At 42.5% G+C, this 19,266-nt stretch carries 19 protein-coding genes and 2 pseudogenes; 10 read left to right on the top strand and 11 right to left on the bottom strand.

From position 1 onward, the window contains the following. Positions 1 to 328: 328 nt before the first annotated feature. Entirely contained in the window at positions 329 to 613 is a 285-nt protein-coding gene (locus F8S12_RS34295; RefSeq protein WP_196520718.1) for a hypothetical protein, read from the top strand. A gap of 303 nt (positions 614 to 916) precedes the next feature. On the opposite strand, the pseudogene F8S12_RS42130 reads toward F8S12_RS34295, so the two are convergent. After that, positions 917 to 1,147, bottom strand: a pseudogene (locus F8S12_RS42130) (hypothetical protein). 4 nt (positions 1,148 to 1,151) lie between these two features. Continuing rightward, the gene (locus F8S12_RS34285; protein ID WP_230968467.1) at positions 1,152 to 1,442 is read right to left on the bottom strand and encodes a GIY-YIG nuclease family protein; all 291 of its coding nucleotides are present in this window, start codon (positions 1,440 to 1,442) and stop codon (positions 1,152 to 1,154) included. Here F8S12_RS34285 and F8S12_RS34280 point away from each other — a divergent pair. Next, complete coding sequence (locus F8S12_RS34280; RefSeq protein WP_196520717.1) at positions 1,420 to 1,680, top strand: hypothetical protein; 261 nt, start codon at positions 1,420 to 1,422, stop codon at positions 1,678 to 1,680. The genes F8S12_RS34285 and F8S12_RS34280 overlap by 23 nt on opposite strands. A gap of 185 nt (positions 1,681 to 1,865) precedes the next feature. Here F8S12_RS34280 and F8S12_RS34275 read toward each other — a convergent pair whose 3' ends face one another. The 6 genes from F8S12_RS34275 to F8S12_RS34250 form a co-directional block, all read right to left on the bottom strand. Further along, positions 1,866 to 3,143 (bottom strand): MFS transporter, encoded by a 1,278-nt coding sequence (locus tag F8S12_RS34275; RefSeq protein WP_196520716.1) that lies wholly within the window; start codon positions 3,141 to 3,143, stop codon positions 1,866 to 1,868. Continuing rightward, positions 3,103 to 3,582, bottom strand: coding sequence for a MarR family winged helix-turn-helix transcriptional regulator (locus F8S12_RS34270; RefSeq protein WP_196520715.1), 480 nt, complete (start codon positions 3,580 to 3,582; stop codon positions 3,103 to 3,105). The genes F8S12_RS34275 and F8S12_RS34270 overlap by 41 nt, the downstream gene beginning before the upstream one ends. Positions 3,583 to 3,600: 18 nt before the next feature. Next, positions 3,601 to 4,455: an ABC transporter permease gene (locus tag F8S12_RS34265; protein ID WP_196520714.1), complete on the bottom strand. Its 855-nt coding sequence runs from the start codon at positions 4,453 to 4,455 to the stop codon at positions 3,601 to 3,603. Then, complete coding sequence (locus F8S12_RS34260; RefSeq protein ID WP_196520713.1) at positions 4,412 to 5,266, bottom strand: ABC transporter ATP-binding protein; 855 nt, start codon at positions 5,264 to 5,266, stop codon at positions 4,412 to 4,414. The genes F8S12_RS34265 and F8S12_RS34260 overlap by 44 nt, the downstream gene beginning before the upstream one ends. Positions 5,267 to 5,330: 64 nt before the next feature. Next, complete coding sequence (locus F8S12_RS34255; protein ID WP_196520712.1) at positions 5,331 to 5,717, bottom strand: VOC family protein; 387 nt, start codon at positions 5,715 to 5,717, stop codon at positions 5,331 to 5,333. A 2-nt stretch (positions 5,718 to 5,719) separates the two neighbouring features. Next, a complete protein-coding gene (locus F8S12_RS34250; RefSeq protein ID WP_196520711.1) occupies positions 5,720 to 6,145 on the bottom strand; it encodes a beta-lactamase hydrolase domain-containing protein in 426 nt (141 codons plus the stop codon). 198 nt (positions 6,146 to 6,343) lie between these two features. Between F8S12_RS34250 and F8S12_RS34245 the strand changes: the two genes are divergently transcribed. Next, a complete protein-coding gene (locus F8S12_RS34245; RefSeq protein ID WP_196520710.1) occupies positions 6,344 to 7,099 on the top strand; it encodes a dienelactone hydrolase family protein in 756 nt (251 codons plus the stop codon). 55 nt (positions 7,100 to 7,154) lie between these two features. Here F8S12_RS34245 and F8S12_RS34240 read toward each other — a convergent pair whose 3' ends face one another. Further along, complete coding sequence (locus F8S12_RS34240) at positions 7,155 to 7,976, bottom strand: NADPH-dependent oxidoreductase (protein ID WP_196520709.1); 822 nt, start codon at positions 7,974 to 7,976, stop codon at positions 7,155 to 7,157. A 30-nt stretch (positions 7,977 to 8,006) separates the two neighbouring features. Beyond that, on the bottom strand, positions 8,007 to 9,110 hold the full coding sequence (locus F8S12_RS34235) for a sulfonate ABC transporter substrate-binding protein (RefSeq protein WP_196520708.1): 1,104 nt from the start codon (positions 9,108 to 9,110) through the stop codon (positions 8,007 to 8,009). Between the two features lie 833 nt (positions 9,111 to 9,943). Between F8S12_RS34235 and F8S12_RS34230 the strand changes: the two genes are divergently transcribed. The 7 genes and pseudogenes from F8S12_RS34230 to F8S12_RS41280 all read left to right on the top strand — a co-directional run bounded on the left by F8S12_RS34230 (position 9,944) and on the right by F8S12_RS41280 (position 18,108). After that, positions 9,944 to 10,183 carry a helix-turn-helix domain-containing protein gene (locus F8S12_RS34230; protein WP_196520707.1) on the top strand — a complete coding sequence of 80 codons (240 nt, stop codon included), beginning with the start codon at positions 9,944 to 9,946 and terminating at the stop codon, positions 10,181 to 10,183. A gap of 4 nt (positions 10,184 to 10,187) precedes the next feature. Continuing rightward, positions 10,188 to 12,560: a PAS domain S-box protein gene (locus F8S12_RS34225; RefSeq protein ID WP_230968466.1), complete on the top strand. Its 2,373-nt coding sequence runs from the start codon at positions 10,188 to 10,190 to the stop codon at positions 12,558 to 12,560. Beyond that, positions 12,557 to 13,033: a response regulator gene (locus tag F8S12_RS34220; RefSeq protein ID WP_196520706.1), complete on the top strand. Its 477-nt coding sequence runs from the start codon at positions 12,557 to 12,559 to the stop codon at positions 13,031 to 13,033. Before F8S12_RS34225 ends, F8S12_RS34220 begins: the two co-directional genes overlap by 4 nt. Continuing rightward, the gene (locus tag F8S12_RS34215; RefSeq protein WP_196520705.1) at positions 13,033 to 14,997 is read left to right on the top strand and encodes a hybrid sensor histidine kinase/response regulator; all 1,965 of its coding nucleotides are present in this window, start codon (positions 13,033 to 13,035) and stop codon (positions 14,995 to 14,997) included. The genes F8S12_RS34220 and F8S12_RS34215 overlap by 1 nt, the downstream gene beginning before the upstream one ends. Positions 14,998 to 15,130: 133 nt before the next feature. Beyond that, complete coding sequence (locus F8S12_RS34210; RefSeq protein WP_196520704.1) at positions 15,131 to 16,168, top strand: serine/threonine protein kinase; 1,038 nt, start codon at positions 15,131 to 15,133, stop codon at positions 16,166 to 16,168. Between the two features lie 545 nt (positions 16,169 to 16,713). Then, positions 16,714 to 17,403, top strand: a pseudogene (locus F8S12_RS41285) (serine/threonine protein kinase); the annotation flags it as partial. Between the two features lie 78 nt (positions 17,404 to 17,481). Then, positions 17,482 to 18,108, top strand: coding sequence for a GUN4 domain-containing protein (locus F8S12_RS41280; RefSeq protein ID WP_331001480.1), 627 nt, complete (start codon positions 17,482 to 17,484; stop codon positions 18,106 to 18,108). Positions 18,109 to 18,275: 167 nt separating this feature from the next. On the opposite strand, the gene F8S12_RS34195 is transcribed toward F8S12_RS41280, so the two are convergent. Then, a partial coding sequence (locus F8S12_RS34195; RefSeq protein WP_196520701.1) for an amidohydrolase occupies positions 18,276 to 19,266 on the bottom strand: 991 nt, incomplete at its 5' end.

Raw genomic sequence — 19,266 nt, 5'->3', positions numbered from 1 at the left:
TGCCCGAATTCAATAAACGACTGCCCGAATTCAATAAACGACTGCCCGAATTCAATAAACGACTGCCCGAATTCAATAAACGACTGCCCGAATTTAATAAACGACTGCCCGAATTCAATAAACGACTGCCCGAATTCAATATAGGAACTTAGCAAACTTGCTTTTATTAAACACAAAAGCGATTCCTTATGCCTAATTCTATGTAAAAATACTCAAAAACCTATTGACAGGTATAAAATTATACTATATCTTAAAATAAGAAAGGCGATCGCGGACTCTTGGCCGAGGGCGATCGCCTTTCATTTAACCCCTACAATTGGAGTCAAGTATGATCATTGCACAAGAAAAAAAGTTTGCCAAATCACAACAAAAGCAGTATTTACCTACCCAAGGCAACAACGCACCCTCTCTGAATCAATCTGACCAAAAGCCATCGCCAAAAAGGGAACCGATTAAACATTTATTGATTGGTTCACCAAAAGCCGTTACCAGCACAATTCACTTGTTGCAAGTTCTCGGCTATGCCAACGTTAGTGATTGGAGTGTCCTACTACCAACAGGTAATCCAGATGAAGTCATGAGTATTTTAAGCCGTCAAATTTTGATGCAATAACTCAGTCAAACACTATTTAGTTGCCTCCCCTTATAAAGGCTACGGTGTACACACAAGTCCTAAAAACCTAGCTTGATAAGGCTTTCCTCATTCCCAGGCGGAGCCTGGGAATGCATTCATTGAGTCTCTGGCTCAATGTCTAACTGGAGGCGGAGCCTCTAATAAGCCATTCCCATGCAGAGCATGGGAACGAGAGACGAGAGAACAATGGGAAATCGAGCTTTTTTCGACTTGTGTGTACACCGTAGCCTTATAAAGGGGAGGCACTGCGGTCTTCTCTCACTGTAGTCATACTTCTAATTTTTATTGTCCTCTTCCTGGTTTGCAATCTGCAAAACCCAACGCCTCTGTATCAAGGAAACTAGCGATTCTCTTTCAGAGACACTACGTGAACGCCATTTCAATTACCGCTTCGACTGGATACTCAATTTCGGTAGCACGAGCAATCAGAGCTTCTCGAATTCGCTCAGGTAAACGCCCTAAGATGACTTCAGCATCAGCACTCGTAAGTTGCTCTTGAAGTTTAGCTTGCATAGGTTCACCTCTCGGATGGAATTTGGACGTTGTAAGGAGGTTCGGTAGCTCTTAGAATAATTGCTTCTAACTCCAATAGTAGCGCAGGGTTTTCCCAGTAAGAGATTGACTGCATCGCAATACGAACGTCTTCATCGCTATATTTGTCAAGCCACGCCCACAAAAAAGCCTTGTGTCCACCACTGAAGCGACCCCGCAAACTCTTAGTTTTACCGATGTAAAGCAACCCATCAGTTTTGTGTCTGATTGCATAGATACCAGGACGAGCAGGAATGTTAGCAAATTCGCGGCTCAAAGGCTGGTATTGCTCAAAGGGTGTGAAGGCGATCGCATCCAGAATTCTCCGAAGCTCAGATTTGCAATTCAGAGTCGTTTGTCGGCATGAAAATAAGAAAACTGATTACACAGAAATCATGCTCTCACAAATTTTGTTATGGTTTACTATTGAACTACTAAGATTTGGCGGTTTAACGACACAGTTGAGCGGCGACAGACCAAAAGTTTTGAAGCAAATTAAGACACATTTTAGCTGATATCAAATAAATTGCGATCGCGCTGTGCCAGTTGCGTAAGTCCTATGTTCTTAACTAACATAGGACTTACGCAAACAATAGCCAAAACTCTGATTTTCCAGTAGGGGCAATACCCTGCGGGAAGCCGCTTTGCGTCTACATGAATTGCCCCTACCGCGTGTAGTTTTGCGTAAGTCCTAAAACAGTTACTCTTTTTTTTCAAACTCTTGTAATGCTCCTAACTTGGCAATACCCGGCCAGATGGCAGCTACAGCAATTACGACTGCAATCGTACCAATTCCACCACCAACTACAGAGATGACTGGGCCAAATAAAGCAGCCGTCAAGCCTGATTCAAAGCCGCCTAACTCGTTAGAGGCACTAATAAATACACTATTGATTGCCGCAACCCGACCGCGTAAATTATCTGGAGTTCTAATTTGCACTAAAGTATGGCGAATTACAACGCTAATCGTGTCTAGTGCGCCACTTAGCACCAGCATCAATAATGACAGCCAAAACCAACGAGAAAGCCCAAAGATAATTGTCACAACACCAAAGCCAACTACTGACCAGAGTAATGCTGGCCCAGCCTTGCGTAAGGGTGGTAGATATGCCAGTACAACTGCCATAAATAAAGCCCCAATGGAGGGGGCTGCTTGTAGGTAGCCTAACTCTAATGGCCCTACCTGCAAAATATCCCTGGCGAAGATGGGTAGTAAGGCGATCGCACCTCCTAACAAAACTGCAAACATATCCAAGGTAATGGCTGCTAAAATCAATTGATTTTCCCAGACAAACTTAGCCCCGGCTGAAAGTGCTTTGAGTGAAATTGGTTCAGTAGAACGAATGGTTTCTTGTTTTGATATTGCCACCGTTAAGACAAAACACAGCAAACCAGCGATCGCCGCCAGTACGTATACTCCCGTAGCACCTCCCAACAAGGCTATACCAAATCCTCCCAAGGCTGGGCCAATAACTGACGCTAACTGAAAGCTACTACTATTCCATGTGGCTGCATTCGTAAAGGCACTAACAGGTATCAATTGCCACATCAAAGCATCACTTGCAGGTTTCAAAAACGCCCTGGCAATACCTGTGAATACCAAGCAGGCGTACATTAATATAACTGCTCCTTGAGTCCAGGAAAGTACCGCCAAAGCTAGGGAACATAAAACTAACAGCAAAACTGACAGCAACATTGTCACTTTGCGATTGCGGTGATCCGCTATATGTCCAGTAATCAAGGTGAGGGCAATCATCGGTATGACTTGGGCTAACCCGACACCACCTAACGCCAAAGCTGAATTTGTGCGCTCGTAGAGTTCCCAACCAATGGCCACAGTTTGCATTTGTGACCCGATAAATAAGAGTACACGCCCAATAGTAAATAGGCGATAATCTCGAAACCTAAGCGCTGCAAAAGGATCGTGTTGTGCAGACTTAGCGCTGCTCTCGTTTAATTTCTGTTTGCTCGAAGACATTTTTCAGTAAAGCCAACCCTTCTTCAATATGGGAAACTTGCTCTGGTGTCAGACCTTCCAAAAGGTCAGCAATATGTGTGCGAGTTTGGTCTTGGGATTGCTTTAATTGATCCTTTCCCTCTTGGGTCAGATTCAGGAGAACTCGCCGCCTTTCTTGCGGATCATCAATGCGTTGCACTAAGTCGCGTTGTACTAGCCGTTCTGTTGTGGCTGATGCTGTCGCACAGGTGACACCTAAATGTTCTGCCAAATCAGATAGTGAAGCATTTGGACTGCGGTTGAGAAATGCTAGCGATCGCAACTGCGGTATAGATAAAGAAGCGGCACTATTAGCTCGCATATCCGCCCGGATAAACCGCATTAATAACGGAATTGTATCCATTACTCTGGCAGCACATTCTTCAGAAGTTTTGCCTGGGGAGGGTTTACCGAGTGTCATGAACTATTCGACTCCTAATTACATTGCTACCCGTGGATAAAGTCGTCCACAGATTAAGGTCAAGCCTGTTAATGTTAACAAAAGAATTGTACAGTCCCAACCAAACCCATAGATACTAGTTCCATTTGCTAGCATCGTGCCGCGTAACGCATCCACTTCGTAAGTTAAGGGATTAACAGCAGACAAAAACTTTAACCAGTCGGGCATCATGGAAATGGGATAAATAGCATTACTAGCAAAAAACAACGGCATAGTTAACAACTGCCCAATTCCTGTCATCCGTTCTCTGCTTTTCACTAGAGTGCCAATAATTAAGGAAAATGTGCAGAAACAACCTGCTCCCAGCATGACGATTAATAGCACTTGCAAAAAAGCTAAAGGATGAAGATTGAGTTTGACACCTAACAGTAGTGCCAATCCATAAATCACAAATACCTGTGATAAACAACGCACTCCACAGGCTAGGGATTTTCCTAACGCCATCGCCACTCTTGGTGTCGGACTAGCCAAGAATTTATGCACAACTCCCAAGTCTCGCTCCCAGATCAGCGTCATCCCGCCTGTAAAAATGGCAACGAATAACACGCTCTGCGCTAAAATACCCGGAGTCATGAAGTCCAAATAAGGTAAGTCACCTGTAGGAATTGCCCGAATCCTGGTGAAAACTTGCCCGAAAATCAACAGCCACAGTGATGGTTGCACGGCTCGGATCATTAAATCAGTAGGATCGTGCCGGAGTTTCCGTACTTCCATCTCAGCAATCACGAGGGTTTTTGTGAATATCTGAGCAATTGTAGAAATCACATTGCCAAGGCGGGGAGGTTTTGGCTTAACCCAACCGTTGAGCTGTACGTCTGGTTGTGACTGTATCACGGTAGTTGACTCCTGATGTTAATTGATCGCCTGTGTAATGAATAAAGACATCATCTAAGGTTGCATTCGCCTTACCCAAAGAAGCTTTTAAATCAGTGGGTGTGCCAGTAATCACAACTTCACCTTGCTGCATAATCGTCACTCGGTTACACAGGCTATCGGCTTCTTCTAAAAAGTGAGTAGTTAAAAATATGGTTGTGCCGTAATCTGCACGGAGTTGTTGCACCAGCTGCCATACTTGAGTCCTGGCAATAGGATCTAGCCCTACAGTCGGTTCATCAAGAAATAAAATCTTGGGTTGGTGCATGATTGATTGGCCAATTTCTAGCTTGCGAATCATCCCACCAGAGTAATTACGTACTAAACGATGGGCTACTGCTTGCAAATCCATAAAATCTAGAACTTCCCTAATCCGCCTTTGCCTATGCTTAACAGGAATATCGTAGAGCTTGGCAAAGATTAAAAGATTTTCGTAGCCTGTAAGACTACCATCAGCAGAAAGAGCTTGGGGTACATAGCCAAAGAGTCGTCTGACAGCAGCAGCCTCATGAGTTACATCATAGCCAGCTATAGTTGCTCTCCCTGCACTCAGGGGCAATAGAGTCGTCAACATCTTAATTGCCGTGCTTTTACCTGCGCCATTGGGGCCGAGTAAGCCAAATACCTCGCCTTGTTGTACTGTAATACTCAAATTATTTACAGCAACTGCTTTACCGAAGTAACGCGTCAGTCCTTGTGTTTCTAAAATCACTGCTGTAGGGCTACTAGCAGGTGATTCTGACAAATCAGTATTTCCCGTAAGTTTGGTCACGAGTTTAATGTACTTTAAATATTTAGTTTATCTAAATATTAGCTTCGCATATTCTATGAGAAAGTCAAGAGTCTGTTTTGTGTTGGGTAAATTCCGCTATTTCTATGCGATTTCCCCCAGGATCGCGGATAAAAAAGCGATCGCTATGCTGGGCGGTTATGCGATCGCTACTAATTTCTACCCCATGAAGTTGCAGATGTTTGGCAAAAGCTTCTAAGTTGTGGACTCGAAAACATATATGCCGTCTAGATACTTCATTATTAGCCTGCTTTTCTATACCTACGTGGATTTGAATATCCGCCAGCACATACCATGCGCCTCCATTGGCTTGGAGAGCCACTGGTTTAGTAATTTCAGTGAGTCCCAAAATTTGGCTGTAAAAAAACAGCATCGCGTTTTCTACTTCAGGTGGCGATGTTACCTGAATATGATCGATTGCTGTGAGCCACATTTTTATTGCCTCTCCAGCAAAAATTGCTTCAGGTGTGGCTGATCTAAACTAATTCCTAAATCGGCGGCTTTTTGCGTGATTTGCTCATAAGTTAGACTTTCATGAATCGCATTAGCAATCAAAGCAATTCCCGATGCTCTAGCACCACCAGCACAGTGAATTAATATTGGCTTGGGTAAATCGGCAATTTCCTCAAGTGCTGCTTTGGTTAACTCTTGATTTGGTTCTGTAGGTTTTAAGGGGATATTGGTATATTGCAGTCCAGCCGCTTCTGCTTGCTGCTGTTCATCACTCAAAAAACCCTGCTCATCAGGCGATCGCAAATTGATCACCGATTTGAACCCCTCAGCTGCTGCTTGTTGTAATTGCTCTGGGGTCAGTTGTCCAGCTGCACTTAGATCATCGCTAATCTTTTTAGAGTTTGTCATATTTAGTACACTAAGCCAATAAACTTATCGTATTTTACCCGTAATACTATCAGAATTGCCCTCATCCCTGTTTGGGATATTGGTAACAGTACTTGTTTTTCGTGCTTGGTTGTGAAATGATGCTTTTATAAAATACTACAATTCGATTGATTTACCGTAGTATTTGATAGATATCAAAAACAATCCACCATCAACAAAATGACAAGCACAGAAATTCGTACAACTCAAGTTAAAGTCCCAAACGGTGATTTGCAAATTGATGCTTACCTAGCTGAACCTATAAAAGAGGGAAAATTCCCCGCCGTGATTGTGATTCAGGAAATCTTTGGGGTAAATATTCATATTCGGGAAGTTGCTGAGAAGTTAGCTAAGGAGGGATATGTAGCGATCGCCCCTGCACTTTATCAGCGCACTGCTCCTGGTTTCGAGGCTAAATATACCCAAGAAGATATCCAGCGTGGTAGAACCTATAAAGAGCAGACCACAGCAAAGGAAATAGTGAGCGATATTCAAGCGGCGATCACTTATTTGAGAACTCTGCCAAATGTCCAAAAAGATGCGATCGGCTCCATTGGTTTCTGCTTTGGTGGTCACGTTGTCTACTTAGCAGCCACTCTGCCAGACATTAAAGTTACAGCATCCTTCTACGGTGGCGGAATTACCAGCTCTACACCCGGTGGTGGTGAACCCACTATTACCCATACTTCCAAAATTAAAGCCCCCATTTACGCCTTCTTTGGCACTGAAGATCAAGGCATCCCGCTAGAACACACAGAGCAAATTGAAGCCGAATTAAAGAAACATCAAATCACTCATAAAATCTTCCGCTATGAGGGCGCAGGGCATGGGTTTTTCTGCAACCATCGCGCCAGCTACAATCCCGAAGCTGCGGCCGATGCTTGGCAACAAGTCTTAGAACTATTCCAAAAAAACCTTCAACTGCAAACAGCCTAAACCTTAATGAAACCTCCACGCCCCTGGAGGGTTTAAAATTTCACTCAGCACTTTTCTAACGCAACTCAAAACCCAAATTTTTCAAAGCTTCCCGCAGGCGATCGCGTCCCGATAAAGATTCAGCAAACGCTACTCGTTTAGCTGAGTGTTCTGACCAATCACCAGTAACATTCATCTGTTGGGAATTGTAGAATGTTTTCATAATTTGGTTATAAACAGCAATTTCTTTGTCTTGTTTCTCCAATTGATAAGTCTCCCGATGCAATACGGCTGCTTGGGGTAAACGCGGTTTAACTTCCACGTTTACGGATGAATCTGCGTAACCAACACACAACCCAAAAACTGCAAAGACATGAGGCGGTAAATTTAAAATTTCTGCCACTGCGTCTGGACGGTTACGCAACGCGCCAATATAAACTGTTCCCAAACCCAAAGATTCTGCTGCGACAACAGCATTTTGTGCCGCCAATGTTGCATCTATAGCCGCCGTCAGAAACATTTCGAGATAATCTAAACCTTCATGGGATAATCCTTGACTGTCAGCGACGTATGTTAGTCTCGCCAAATCTGCTAACCACACTAGAAATAAAGGACACTGGCGAATATGCGCTTGGTTATTCGCCAACTGCGATAACTTCTCTTTACGTTGTGCATCTTCTACTGCAACTACACTCCACGTCTGGAGATTTGAGGAAGTTGATGCAGATTGGGCTGCTGCTACCAAAGTTTCTAGAGTATTTGATGGTAGGCGATCGCTCAAGTAAGCGCGGATTGAACGATGGGACAGCAAATTAGATATTGTCTCATTCCAAGGAATATCTGCATTAAATGCATCTGCACCATAACGACGATTGAGCAACTCAGTACGATTGGTCATAATTACGAACTACTAATTATAAATTACGAATTATTTAGTTTTGGGTGAAAAAGCTGCATATTGCTCAGGTGTAAGCATCGCTTCTTTGACGTTAATTGCTTTGGGAATCAATTTCAGTTCATAGAATTTATCAGCAACTTGCTGCTGAAGAGTAATTAATTCTTGAGAAATTGGTGTAATGCCAAACTTTCTTCTATTAGTACTTTTTTGCATCGTTTCCAAATCAATGCCTAAAACGGGGGAGAGACTTGCAGCTACTTCATCTCGATGTTGATCAGCCCATTGTTCAAAATTTTGAATTTCTTCTAGTAATGTCTTAATAATTTCTGGCTGCTGGTTAGCAAATTTTTGGCTGGCAAGGTAATATCCTCCTTGTTTATTAATTCCTGTGCCATCAATTAATACACGGGCATCAGTACCTTTCTCGGCTGCTGCGTAAAATGGGTCCCAAATTGACCAACCATCAATACTACCTCTGACAAAGGCAGCACGAGCATCGGCTGGTGGTAAATATATAGGTTGAATATCACTATATTTCAAACCATATTTTTCTAAAATTTGCACTAGCATATAATGGGCGCTAGAACCTTTTTGGAAAGCAATCTTTTTCCCTTTGAGATCGTTGACTGTTTTGATGGCAGAATTTTTGGAAACAAGAATTGCTGAACTAGCAGGACTTGGAGCAATTCCGGCGATATATGTAATTGCAGTACCTCCTGCTTGGGCAAAAATTGGTGGCGATTCTCCAGTATGTCCTAAGTCAATACTGCCAACATTCATGGCTTCTAAAAGCTGTGGCCCAGCCGGAAATTCAATCCATTCAACAGATACACCTTCAGGTTGTAATCGCTTTTCTAAAAGCCCTTTACTTTTCAGGAGAATTGCTGATTTTTGATAGCCTATTCTGACTACTGATGCTTTCGTTTGAGTGGAATTATTGGCAGATACAGCAGTAGTATTAGTTGGATTATTTACTGTACAAGCAGCAAATAGCAAGCTGACACATAAACCAGTAATGAATGCCCCAATAAATTTTATCGAGACAATAGATAATAATCGTCTTTGATTGGCAAATTTGAAAATAACCCATTTTTGCCCATAGATTATTACGCGCTGAAATAAAAATTTCAACATTAAATTTTACCTCTTTTTTCGGATGAAATACTAAGCTGTTTAATTGACAGTATTTTTAGAACAAGTCATGATGATCAGTCAACTAAATTTAGATTTTACCATAATTTACGGTAAATCAGTCGAATTAGTGTATTATCTTTATAAGATAGTAGCATCCCATAAAAACTTTAGTAAATGAGTGTTTACTGTTACAATTTAAATCCAGTTGCTTATCTAATAAAAATCTGGTATGGTGCTCGTTTTTATATTTTAATCACAGTAAATCAGCAAAATTGAAGTATCTTACTAAAATTGCCATAGTTTGAAATTCGCTACTTTCACCATATAAACTATCAGCCAGTAACAGTTAAATATTAAAGTCTTCTATCAATTAATTTTGTAATAATTTCTGACGCTAAATCTATTTTAGTTTTATACTTATCTTCTTTTTTGAGCGTTTCTTTAGGGGATATTTTAAAAGTCCTATTATTCTCGTTCCCATGCAGAGCATGGGAATGGCTGATTAGAGGCTCTGCCTCCAGACATTGAGCCAGAGACTCAATGAATGCATTCCCAGGCGGAGCCTGGGAACGAGGAACAAACTACCTTTTAAGCAAAACGCTTATGTATGGGTAATTTTGCCAGTTTTGCCAAAATTTTTCTAGGCTCTTATTTTGGCAAAGGTATTGACTTAATGAAAGGTTATATTACAGTAAACTCCATAAGCATTGACTGCAAACGTTACCAGTATCTACTTTTCACACACTCCCTAGAAGAAAATATTCCCTAAGTAGGAGACAAAGAATAGGACAAGTGTCCTATTCTAATCATTACTATGGGAATAGAAAGAAAAAATGTCTGTAACAAAAGGGCTAGGAAGTTTAGATTTAGTTAGCAATCTTCGGCAGCAACTCAATCTTTCTCAGAAACAGTTTGCTGCTAAAATAGGAGTTTCCTATAAAACAGTTAACCGTTGGGAAAATGGGCATACAATGCCTTCACGGATAGCGCTAAAACTAATAGAAGAAATGTTATTGAAGATGGGTGAACCTGGCAAAAGATTACTGAGTCAGTATTTCCCCGAAGCAGAGTAGGGTTATGAGTCATAAGGTAAGAGCATCTAAACCCGAAAACATCTTTGGTGCTAAAAGAGAGAAAGTAGCACTGATAACGAAGCAACTCCTGCACTATGGTATTGCTTTACTATCCGTTGGTTTAGCACTACAGACAACCCTACTACTAAGTCCATATCTAAGTGCAACGCCTGCTGCGCTGTTTTTTGCTGCGGTGATGGTGAGTGCTTGGTACGGTGGCTTGGCTCCGGGATTAGTTGCAACAGTTTTGTCTACTTTGGCAGTCAACTACTACTTTTTCAAGCCGCTTTATCCACAGAAAATTACAGATTTGAACATTTTAGTGCCCCTGGTCGTGTTCATGCTGACAGCAGGGTTAATCAGCTTGCTCAACGAATCACGCCGCACAGCCCAAGAAAAAGCTGAGGCGAGCTTGAAGTCACTACACCAAAGTGAGATTTTAGTAAAGTCTAATGAAGAAGCACTGCGACAACAAGAAATACAACTTCGCTTGATTACCGATACGCTGCCAGTTCTGATTTCTTTTGTAGATTCAGAACGGCGCTACCGTTTTAATAACCGAGCATATCAAGAGTGGTTTGGGCATTCGGCGGCAGAAGTTTATGGAAAGTATCTTTGGGAAGTTTTGGGTGAAACCGCTTATGAAGTAGTTCGTCCCTATGTAGAAAAAGTACTGGCAGGAGAACAGGTTACTTTTGAAAGTCAAATTCCTTATGAAGATGGTGGCACACGCTACATTAATGCTATTTACGTTCCTCAGTTTAATAATCAAGGAACTGTTGAAGGGTATGCAGCGTTGATTACTGACATCAGCGAACAACAAGCTGCGCTACGCTCACGCAATCAGGCAGAAGCAGCGTTGCGTGAAAGTGAAGCCCGCTTTCGCTACATGACAGACACCGCTCCTGTACTGGTGTGGATGTCCGGCACTGATACACTTTGTAACTACTTTAATAAACCCTGGCTAGATTTTACCGGGCGGACTCTAGAGCAAGAGATGGGCAATGGCTGGGCTGAAGGTGTTCATCCTGATGATTTTCAGCGTTGTTTAAATACATACATCAATGCCTTTGATGCCCGACAAAAATTTACAATGGAATATCGCCTTAGACGCTTTGATGGCGAATACCGTTGGCTTTTTGATACTGGTGTGCCTCGGTTCGCACCAATAGGGGAGTTTATCGGCTATATCGGCTCCTGTGTTGATATCCACGATCGCAAGCTAGCAGAAAAAGCGCTACGTGACAGCGAGGAGCGATACCGAATTTTAACAGAAGTGTCGCCACAGGCGATTTGGATGGGCGATAGCCGTGATGGTATTACCTATTGCAATCAATACTGGTTTGACTACAGTGGGCTGACAATGGAGCAGACTGCTGGCTATGGCTGGATTGATATCATTCACCCTAATGACCGCGATCGCGTTTTTAAAACTTCGATGCAGGCGGTTACTAATGCTACAAATTACGAAATAGAAATTCGCTTCCGTCGAGTTTCTGATCATAGCTATCGGTGGCATATTGTCCGGGGTTTACCATTTCGAGATGCAGCCGGACAGATTATCAAATGGGTGGGCATCGCCAGCGACATTCACGATCGCAAAGTTGCCGAAGACTCCCTGCAACAACTCAACGAAGTTCTAGAGCAACGGATTCAAGAGCGCACAGCCCAACTTGAAGCCACCAACAAAGAACTCGAATCCTTCTCCTATTCAGTTTCTCACGACTTGCGATCGCCGCTTCGTCACATCGCCGGATTTATAGAATTGTTAGAAAAGCTCCATAGCTCAACCAGCTTAGATGAAACGAGTCAACGTTATTTGGGAATCATCGCCCAAACAGCAAAACAGGCAGGAATATTGATCGATGAGTTGCTGACATTTTCTCGCATGGGGCGCACCGAAATGCGCTACATCAACCTCAATATGGAGGAATTGGTACAAGAAGTAAAACGCGATTTGATCACAGAAAGCTCAGGACGCATCATCCATTGGCAGATAGAATCATTGCCAGAAGTGCAGGGCGACCCCTCCATGCTGCGGCTCGTGCTTCGCAACTTGATCGGCAATGCCGTAAAATATACCCAGACTCGAAACCCAGCAGAAATTACTGTTGGGAGTATTAATTATGAAAACGAAGTTGTCTTTTTTATCCAAGATAACGGCGTAGGCTTTAATATGCAATATGTCCACAAGCTATTCGGAGTATTTCAACGCCTGCATAGCGACCCAAAATTTGAAGGTACTGGTGTTGGATTGGCTAACGTGCAACGCATTATTCATCGACATAATGGCCGAGTCTGGGCAGAGGCTATAGTTGATCGGGGAGCCACCTTTTATTTCTCGCTGCCTAAGTTGCTGACAAAGGAGGGTGAATGAAAGAACTCAAGCGAATTCTGCTGATTGAAGACAGCGCCAACGATGCAGAGTTAATCCTAGCTGCTTTGTCGGAAAATCATCTCGCCAACGAAGTGGTGGTGGTACGTGATGGAGAAGAAGCCCTAGATTATCTTTATCGCCGGGGGTTGTTTCGGTTGCGAATGGAAGGGTATCCTGTTGTAGTGCTGCTCGATTTGAAACTACCCAAAATCGACGGGCTAGAAGTACTGGCACAACTCAAATCTGACCCAGTAATGCGAGTAATTCCAGTCGTGGTACTCACCTCTTCCCGTGAAGAGCCAGACTTAGTTCGATGCTATGAGTTAGGGGTGAATGCCTATGTTGTTAAGCCAGTAGATTACCATGAGTTTGTCAATTCTATTAAGACTGTTGGACTGTTTTGGGCAGTGATCAATCAGCCTCCCGTTGGTGCTTTACCTCCTGCACCTCATCGTCAAGAGGAGAGCCACTGATGAATGTCCTGCGTTTCCTGCTTTTGGAAGACAGTCTCTTAGATGCAGAACTTGCCCAAGCGATGTTAACCGAAGGGGGAATTAATTGCGAACTGATCCGAGTCGAAACCGGCGCTGATTTCCTGGCTGCTGTAAAAATAGAGACTTTCGATTTAATTCTTGCTGATTATGCCTTGCCATCTTTTGATGGAATTTCTGCTCTGGAAATTGCCCGAAATCATTGTCCAGAAGTTCCTTTTATCTTTGTCTCTGCCGCACTGGGTGAAGAATTGGCGATCGAAGCTTTAAAGAACGGTGCAACGGATTATGTGTTGAAGCAACGACTAGGGCGGTTAGTTCCCTCGGTACAACGGGCATTGCGGGAAGCTAAGGAACGGCGTAAGCGCCAGCAAGCAGAGGAGTCCTTACAGAAGAGTGAAGCCAAGTATCGCCGAATTGTTGATACCTCTTATGAGGGAATCTGGATGATTGACTCTCAATCACGAACAGAGTTTGTGAATCAGCGTTTGTCACAGATGTTGGGCTATACAGCAGAGGAGATGCTCGGTTGTTCCATGTTTAATTTTATGGATCAGGCTGATGGTACAGCCGAAGAGAAACTAGAATGGCTAAAGCGAGAAGGAAGTGAGCTTAAAGAAAGTCGATTCTGCTGCAAAGATGGTTCGTACATCTGGACACTGATTTCTGCTAGAGCTATTTTTGGTGAACAAAATGAGTTCTTAGGGGCGATCGCTATGTTAACTGATATCACCGATCGCAAACAAACCGCAGAAGAACGCGATCGCCTTTTGCAACTGGAAAAATTAGCTCGTGCCGAAGCAGAGTCAGCTAATCGAATAAAAGATGAGTTTTTGGCAGTCCTTTCCCATGAATTGCGATCGCCCCTAAATCCGATTCTTGGTTGGGCAAAACTATTGCAGAGTCGTAAATTTGATGAAACAGCGCTCAAAAAAGCCCTTGAAACCATTGAGCGCAATGCCAAATTACAAGCTCAACTAATTGAAGACTTGCTGGATGTTTCTCGCATCCTCCAAGGCAAACTCAATCTCAATATGATGCCAGTCAATTTAGCATCCACCATTGAAGCCGCAATGGAGACAGTGCGTTTGGCAGCAGAGGCTAAAACTATTCAAATTGAGATGATGCTTGATCCAACTGTGGGCAAAGTTCTGGGTGATTCAGCTCGCTTACAGCAAGTCCTTTGGAACCTGTTATCGAATGCTGTCAAGTTCACAGCAACAGAAGGAAAAGTAAATGTGCGATTGGAGTGCATCGACGCTCAGGCACAAGTTACAGTGAGCGACACAGGTAAGGGCATTCACCCCGACTTTATACCTCATGTATTTGATTATTTCCGTCAGAGTGACAGTACAACAACTAGAAAGTTTGGTGGGCTAGGATTAGGTCTAGCGATCGCTCGTCACTTGATTGAGATGCACGGTGGAACGGTTTGGGCCGAAAGTCTTGGCGAGGATCAAGGAGCTATCTTTACAGTTAGATTACCGCTAATTAAGGACGGTGCAATTATCGAGGATAACCCGAATGCTGATCCCTCAACTGCCCTTCCTGTCTCCTCTCCGTTGATGGGGATACAAATCTTGATTGTGGATGACAATCCTGACACCCTCGACTTTTTTAGTTTTGTGCTGGAACATTTCGGAGCGATCGTCACCGCAGTAGCATCAGCAGATGAAGCATTACAAGCGCTAACACAGTCAAAGCCAGATATTTTACTCAGCGATATTGGAATGCCAGAAATCAACGGCTACATGCTAATACAACAGGTGCGCGCTCTGGAAGCAGAAGTAGGGGGAAAACAACTTCCAGCGATCGCTTTGACTGCTTATGCAGGGGAAATTGATCAGCAGCAAGCACTAAAAGCCGGGTTTCAACAGCATATCGTTAAACCCATAGCACCAGAGGATTTGCTCTTAGCGATTTGCAATTTGATTGGATGTGGTTAAAATTTAAGATTTTACAATCGACCAATGCGTTCAGTACAGTTATCAATCAAAATAGAAAAATTTTATATCTATTGCATCCAAACGAAAATTGCTGTATGCAAAAATTAACACAAGTCTCTGAGATAATCAACCAATGACTTGGGCATCTGGACAAAAGTTACACCGCGATCGGTATGAAATTAAACAAGATTTAAGACAGGAGAACTTTGCTATTACTTATCTTGCTGAGGATCGGGATGACAGGAAAGTTGTGATTAAAACATTGAATTCCAATTTGCTGAATCAATTAAGTAACGAAGACCGCGATCGCTTAAAATCAGGTTTTGCAGATGAATCCCGTAAACTAGCAATATGTAAACACCCGAATATTGTCCAAGTCATTGATACCTTCGAGGAAGGTGATTTAAAATGCATGGTCATGGAGCATATTCTAGGAGATAATTTAGCCAAGATTGTCGAACCGCGAGGATTTCTCCCTGAAAAAGAGGCTTTAGATTACATCCAACAAATTGGAAAAGCACTCATCGTAGTGCATGAACAAGGATTTTTACATCGAAATGTGAAACCAGAAAATATCATTTTGCGGGCGGGTACGCATCAGGTTGTTTTGATAAACTTCGACTTAGCACGAAGATTTGTTGATAACCCAGTGTCAAGTCGCGGTAACTTGGTTGATAAATTTACACCAATTGAACTGTATTCCAACTCTCCTAGACAACAGGCGCGGCGTAAACCTTGGACTGATATTTATTCTCTTGCGGCAACTTTATATTTTTTATTAACAGGAAAGCAGCCAGAAAGTGCTATTGAGCGCCAAGATAATAATAAGCGTTTAATTCCACCTAAAGAATTGAATGATCAGATTAGCGATCGCGTCAATGATGCCATTATCCACGCAATGGAACTACAACCCGACAAGCGTCCCGAAACAGTGGAAGACTGGTTAAAAGAATTGGGTTTCAAAACAGCAGGTATTTTTCTTCCTAAACTTCCTTGGACACAACCCTTGTGGGCGTGGATATTAGAGATTATGGGTGTATTAGCATTATTCGCAGCCTTGATATCAGGAGTCAAAGACGGCACAGACTTATTCAAAGATTGGTTTATAGACAAATCAACACCCCCGACACAACAAACCCCATCGTCTTCCACTCAACCACAAAATAGGTAGTAGGCCACGTCTACACAAAAGTTAGTTTTAAAGTCGCATTAGTTGCTTTTGCGACTCCAATAGTTAGTTTTAAAGTTGCATTTGTTGCTTTTGCAACTCCAATAGTTAGTTTTGAAGTCGCATTAGTTGCTTTTACGACTCCAATAGTTAGTTTTAAAGTTGCATTAGTTGCTTTGGCGACTCCAATAGTTAGTTTTGAAGTCGCATTAGTTGCTTTTACGACTCCAATAGTTAGTTTTAAAGTCGCATTAGTTGCTTTTGCGACTCCAATAGTTAGTTCAGCAGCAATACAGTTCGGTTAACGTGTTTATTCCTTGAAGATCCCCCCAACCCCCCTTAAAAAGGCTTGCTCATATCTCTTTTACCCCCTTTTTAAGGGGGTCGCCACAGGCGGGGGGATCTTATCCGAACGGTAGTTCAGCAGTAGCCACAAGACCTCACCCTTCCTCTCTGCGCCTCTGCGTGAGCTTATTCAGCAACGCCAACCACGAGAACTCACAAAAAGCGTGTCACAATCAACATTAGCTATTAATAAATCTGGGCGTATGTTCTGGCAAGACGGACAGCTAATATACAACGGCAAATACAAAATAGAAAAATACTTGGGTGGTGGTGGTTTTGCAGTTACCTACCAAGCGATGCATATCGAGCTAAACCGCCGAGTCGTCATCAAAACCCCCAACATCAGCGTCCAACGAGATCCAGACTATCCCAAGTATGTTGAACGCTTCAAAAAAGAAGCAAAGATGCTAGCAATGTGTTGTACAGAATCACATCCTCATATTGTGCAAGTATTCGACTTTTTTGAAGAAGATGATCGCTACTGCTTAGAAATGCAATACATAGAAGGCCAGAGTTTATGGGAATACGTGCAACGCCAAGGGAAATTAGCCGAAACTGAAGCTATAAAATATATCCATTAAATGGGTTTAGCCTTGATAGAGGTACATAAAAAAGGAGTCTTTCATCTTGATGTCACCCCTCCCAATATTATGCTCAACTTTGATCCAAAGGTTCCTAACTTTGGCAAAGCGGTGTTGATAGACTTCGGTATTGCTGGCGATATGTCTCCACCAAGTACCCTGTCTAGGTCTTTTGGTAACAAAGCATTTGCACCTTATGAGTTAACACGCAAAGGGATTCGTCACCCAACAGTTGATATCTACTGCTTGGCTGGATCTTTATACTATGCCATCACTGGACAACGCCCGACCAATTCCTTTGACCGCAAGTATGAACAAGAGAAATTAGTACCACCAAAACAACTTGTCTCCAGTCTTAGCTATGGGGTAAATCAAGCGATTCTGCAAGGAATGGCATTAGAGGCAAAAGATCGACCCCAGACAATGGAAGAATGGTTAAATTTACTTTCTTCCTCGCAAACTAATCTCACAGAATTGATATTAGCTTCTGATGTGGGAGTAGATTACCAAAACCTAGAGAATTTACTCAAAGCGCAGCTATGGAAAGCAGCAGATGAGGAGACTACTAGAGTTATGCTGAAAGTAGCTAAAAGAGAACAGCAAGGCTGGCTTAATAATGAATCCATTCAAAACTTTCCCTGCACCGACTTAGGCACTATCGACCAACTATGGGTAAAATATAGTGATGGACATTTTGGTTTTAGCGTACAAAAACGCATCTGGCAAGTAGTAAAAGGTACGCATTATGCCAATCAAAGAACTTATATTAACTTTTGTAAGTATGTTGGATGGTATAATAAAAGCTGGTTATTAACTAATCAACTAACATTCAGTACTAACTCTCCTGAAGGTCATCTTCCTGGATGTCTTTTGGTATGGTTATGGGAGAGTTTTGAGAATAAATTTGAGAATAAAAAAGATGACTGGTGGGATATTATATCTTCTCTTTCATCAAAACTAACAAACTGTGACTCTCTAATATATAAAGGTTTTATCAATACTAAAAACTTAAAATAAAATTGTTTTTGTTACACAAGAATTGTACTGGGAATAGAAGAAAAAATTTCATAAGCTGTGAGTTATAGCTTTCCTATATTTTAGAATGCGGTATATGTAATATGCAGTAGGGCATAAATTATTTTATCCCTATGATAAATCTGCATTTATAGTCACCTTACATACACTCAACTAAAAAACTTCTCCACGCATTTAACAAATATCTCCACACCCATTCCCAACGCCGTCTCATCAAAATCAAATCGGGGATGATGATGAGGATAAGCCAAATCTTTCTCAGGATTCGCAGAACCTAGAAAGAAATAGCAACCAGGAACTTCTTGCAAGAAGAATGACATATCTTCAGCAGCCATAGTTTGGCATTCTGGCACAATACCCATCGGAGTTTCTATTACTTCTTCTGCTACAGACCGTACTAATTCCGCCATCTTCACATCATTAATTACTGGCGGATAAAGTGACCAATATTCTAAGTCATAACTCGCACCATGACTCTGACAAACTCCGGCAATAATCTGCTCGACGCGCTGATTAAAAAAGCCTTTAAAACTAGGATTAAAATACCTCACAGTGGCACTCATTCTAGCTGTATCAGCAATTACGTTCCGCTTGGTTCCAGCATGAAGTTCACCCACTGTAACCACTGCTGAATCAATAGGGTTAACATTCCGAGCAACAATGGTTTGCAAAGCATTCACAATTTGAGCAGCAACGACAACCGAATCAATAGTTTGATGGGGTAGTGCGCCGTGTCCCCCTTTACCCAAAATTGTGCAGTCAAAGCACTCTACAGCTGCCATCAACGCCCCAGCACGAACACCTACAGTCCCCAAGGGCAAATTATTCCACAGGTGTAAACCAATAATTGCGTCAACATCGGGATTTTTTAGTACCCCAGCTTCAATCATCGGCTTTGCGCCTCCTGGTGATTCTTCCGCAGGTTGAAAGATAATTTTCACCGTACCGGAGAAATCTTGGCGATGCTGCTGGAGATAGTAAGCTGTACCTAAAGCGATCGCAGTATGTCCATCATGTCCACAAGCGTGCATCACTCCATCATGCTGCGATTTGTACGGCACTTCGTTGAGTTCTTGGATTGGCAAAGCATCCATATCTGCCCGAATTGCTAAAACTTGGGGAGTGGGGAGTGGGGAGTGG

Origin of the sequence: Nostoc sp. WHI, from assembly GCF_015714725.1 — a bacterium.
Taxonomy (GTDB): Bacteria; Cyanobacteriota; Cyanobacteriia; order Cyanobacteriales; family Nostocaceae; genus Nostoc.
Note: the sequence above shows the minus strand (reverse complement) of the source record. Positions and strands in the feature narration are given on the sequence as shown.

Coding starts and splice junctions, on each gene's coding strand:
- F8S12_RS34295 (WP_196520718.1), top strand. CDS start 329: ATGATCATTGCACAAGAAAAAAAGTTTGCCAAATCACAACAAAAGCAG.
- F8S12_RS34280 (WP_196520717.1), top strand. CDS start 1,420: ATGTTAGCAAATTCGCGGCTCAAAGGCTGGTATTGCTCAAAGGGTGTG.
- F8S12_RS34275 (WP_196520716.1), bottom strand. CDS start 3,143: ATGTCTTCGAGCAAACAGAAATTAAACGAGAGCAGCGCTAAGTCTGCA.
- F8S12_RS34270 (WP_196520715.1), bottom strand. CDS start 3,582: ATGACACTCGGTAAACCCTCCCCAGGCAAAACTTCTGAAGAATGTGCT.
- F8S12_RS34255 (WP_196520712.1), bottom strand. CDS start 5,717: ATGTGGCTCACAGCAATCGATCATATTCAGGTAACATCGCCACCTGAA.
- F8S12_RS34250 (WP_196520711.1), bottom strand. CDS start 6,145: ATGACAAACTCTAAAAAGATTAGCGATGATCTAAGTGCAGCTGGACAA.
- F8S12_RS34245 (WP_196520710.1), top strand. CDS start 6,344: ATGACAAGCACAGAAATTCGTACAACTCAAGTTAAAGTCCCAAACGGT.
- F8S12_RS34240 (WP_196520709.1), bottom strand. CDS start 7,976: ATGACCAATCGTACTGAGTTGCTCAATCGTCGTTATGGTGCAGATGCA.
- F8S12_RS34235 (WP_196520708.1), bottom strand. CDS start 9,110: ATGTTGAAATTTTTATTTCAGCGCGTAATAATCTATGGGCAAAAATGG.
- F8S12_RS34230 (WP_196520707.1), top strand. CDS start 9,944: ATGTCTGTAACAAAAGGGCTAGGAAGTTTAGATTTAGTTAGCAATCTT.
- F8S12_RS34225 (WP_230968466.1), top strand. CDS start 10,188: ATGAGTCATAAGGTAAGAGCATCTAAACCCGAAAACATCTTTGGTGCT.
- F8S12_RS34220 (WP_196520706.1), top strand. CDS start 12,557: ATGAAAGAACTCAAGCGAATTCTGCTGATTGAAGACAGCGCCAACGAT.
- F8S12_RS34215 (WP_196520705.1), top strand. CDS start 13,033: ATGAATGTCCTGCGTTTCCTGCTTTTGGAAGACAGTCTCTTAGATGCA.
- F8S12_RS34210 (WP_196520704.1), top strand. CDS start 15,131: ATGACTTGGGCATCTGGACAAAAGTTACACCGCGATCGGTATGAAATT.
- F8S12_RS41280 (WP_331001480.1), top strand. CDS start 17,482: ATGGCATTAGAGGCAAAAGATCGACCCCAGACAATGGAAGAATGGTTA.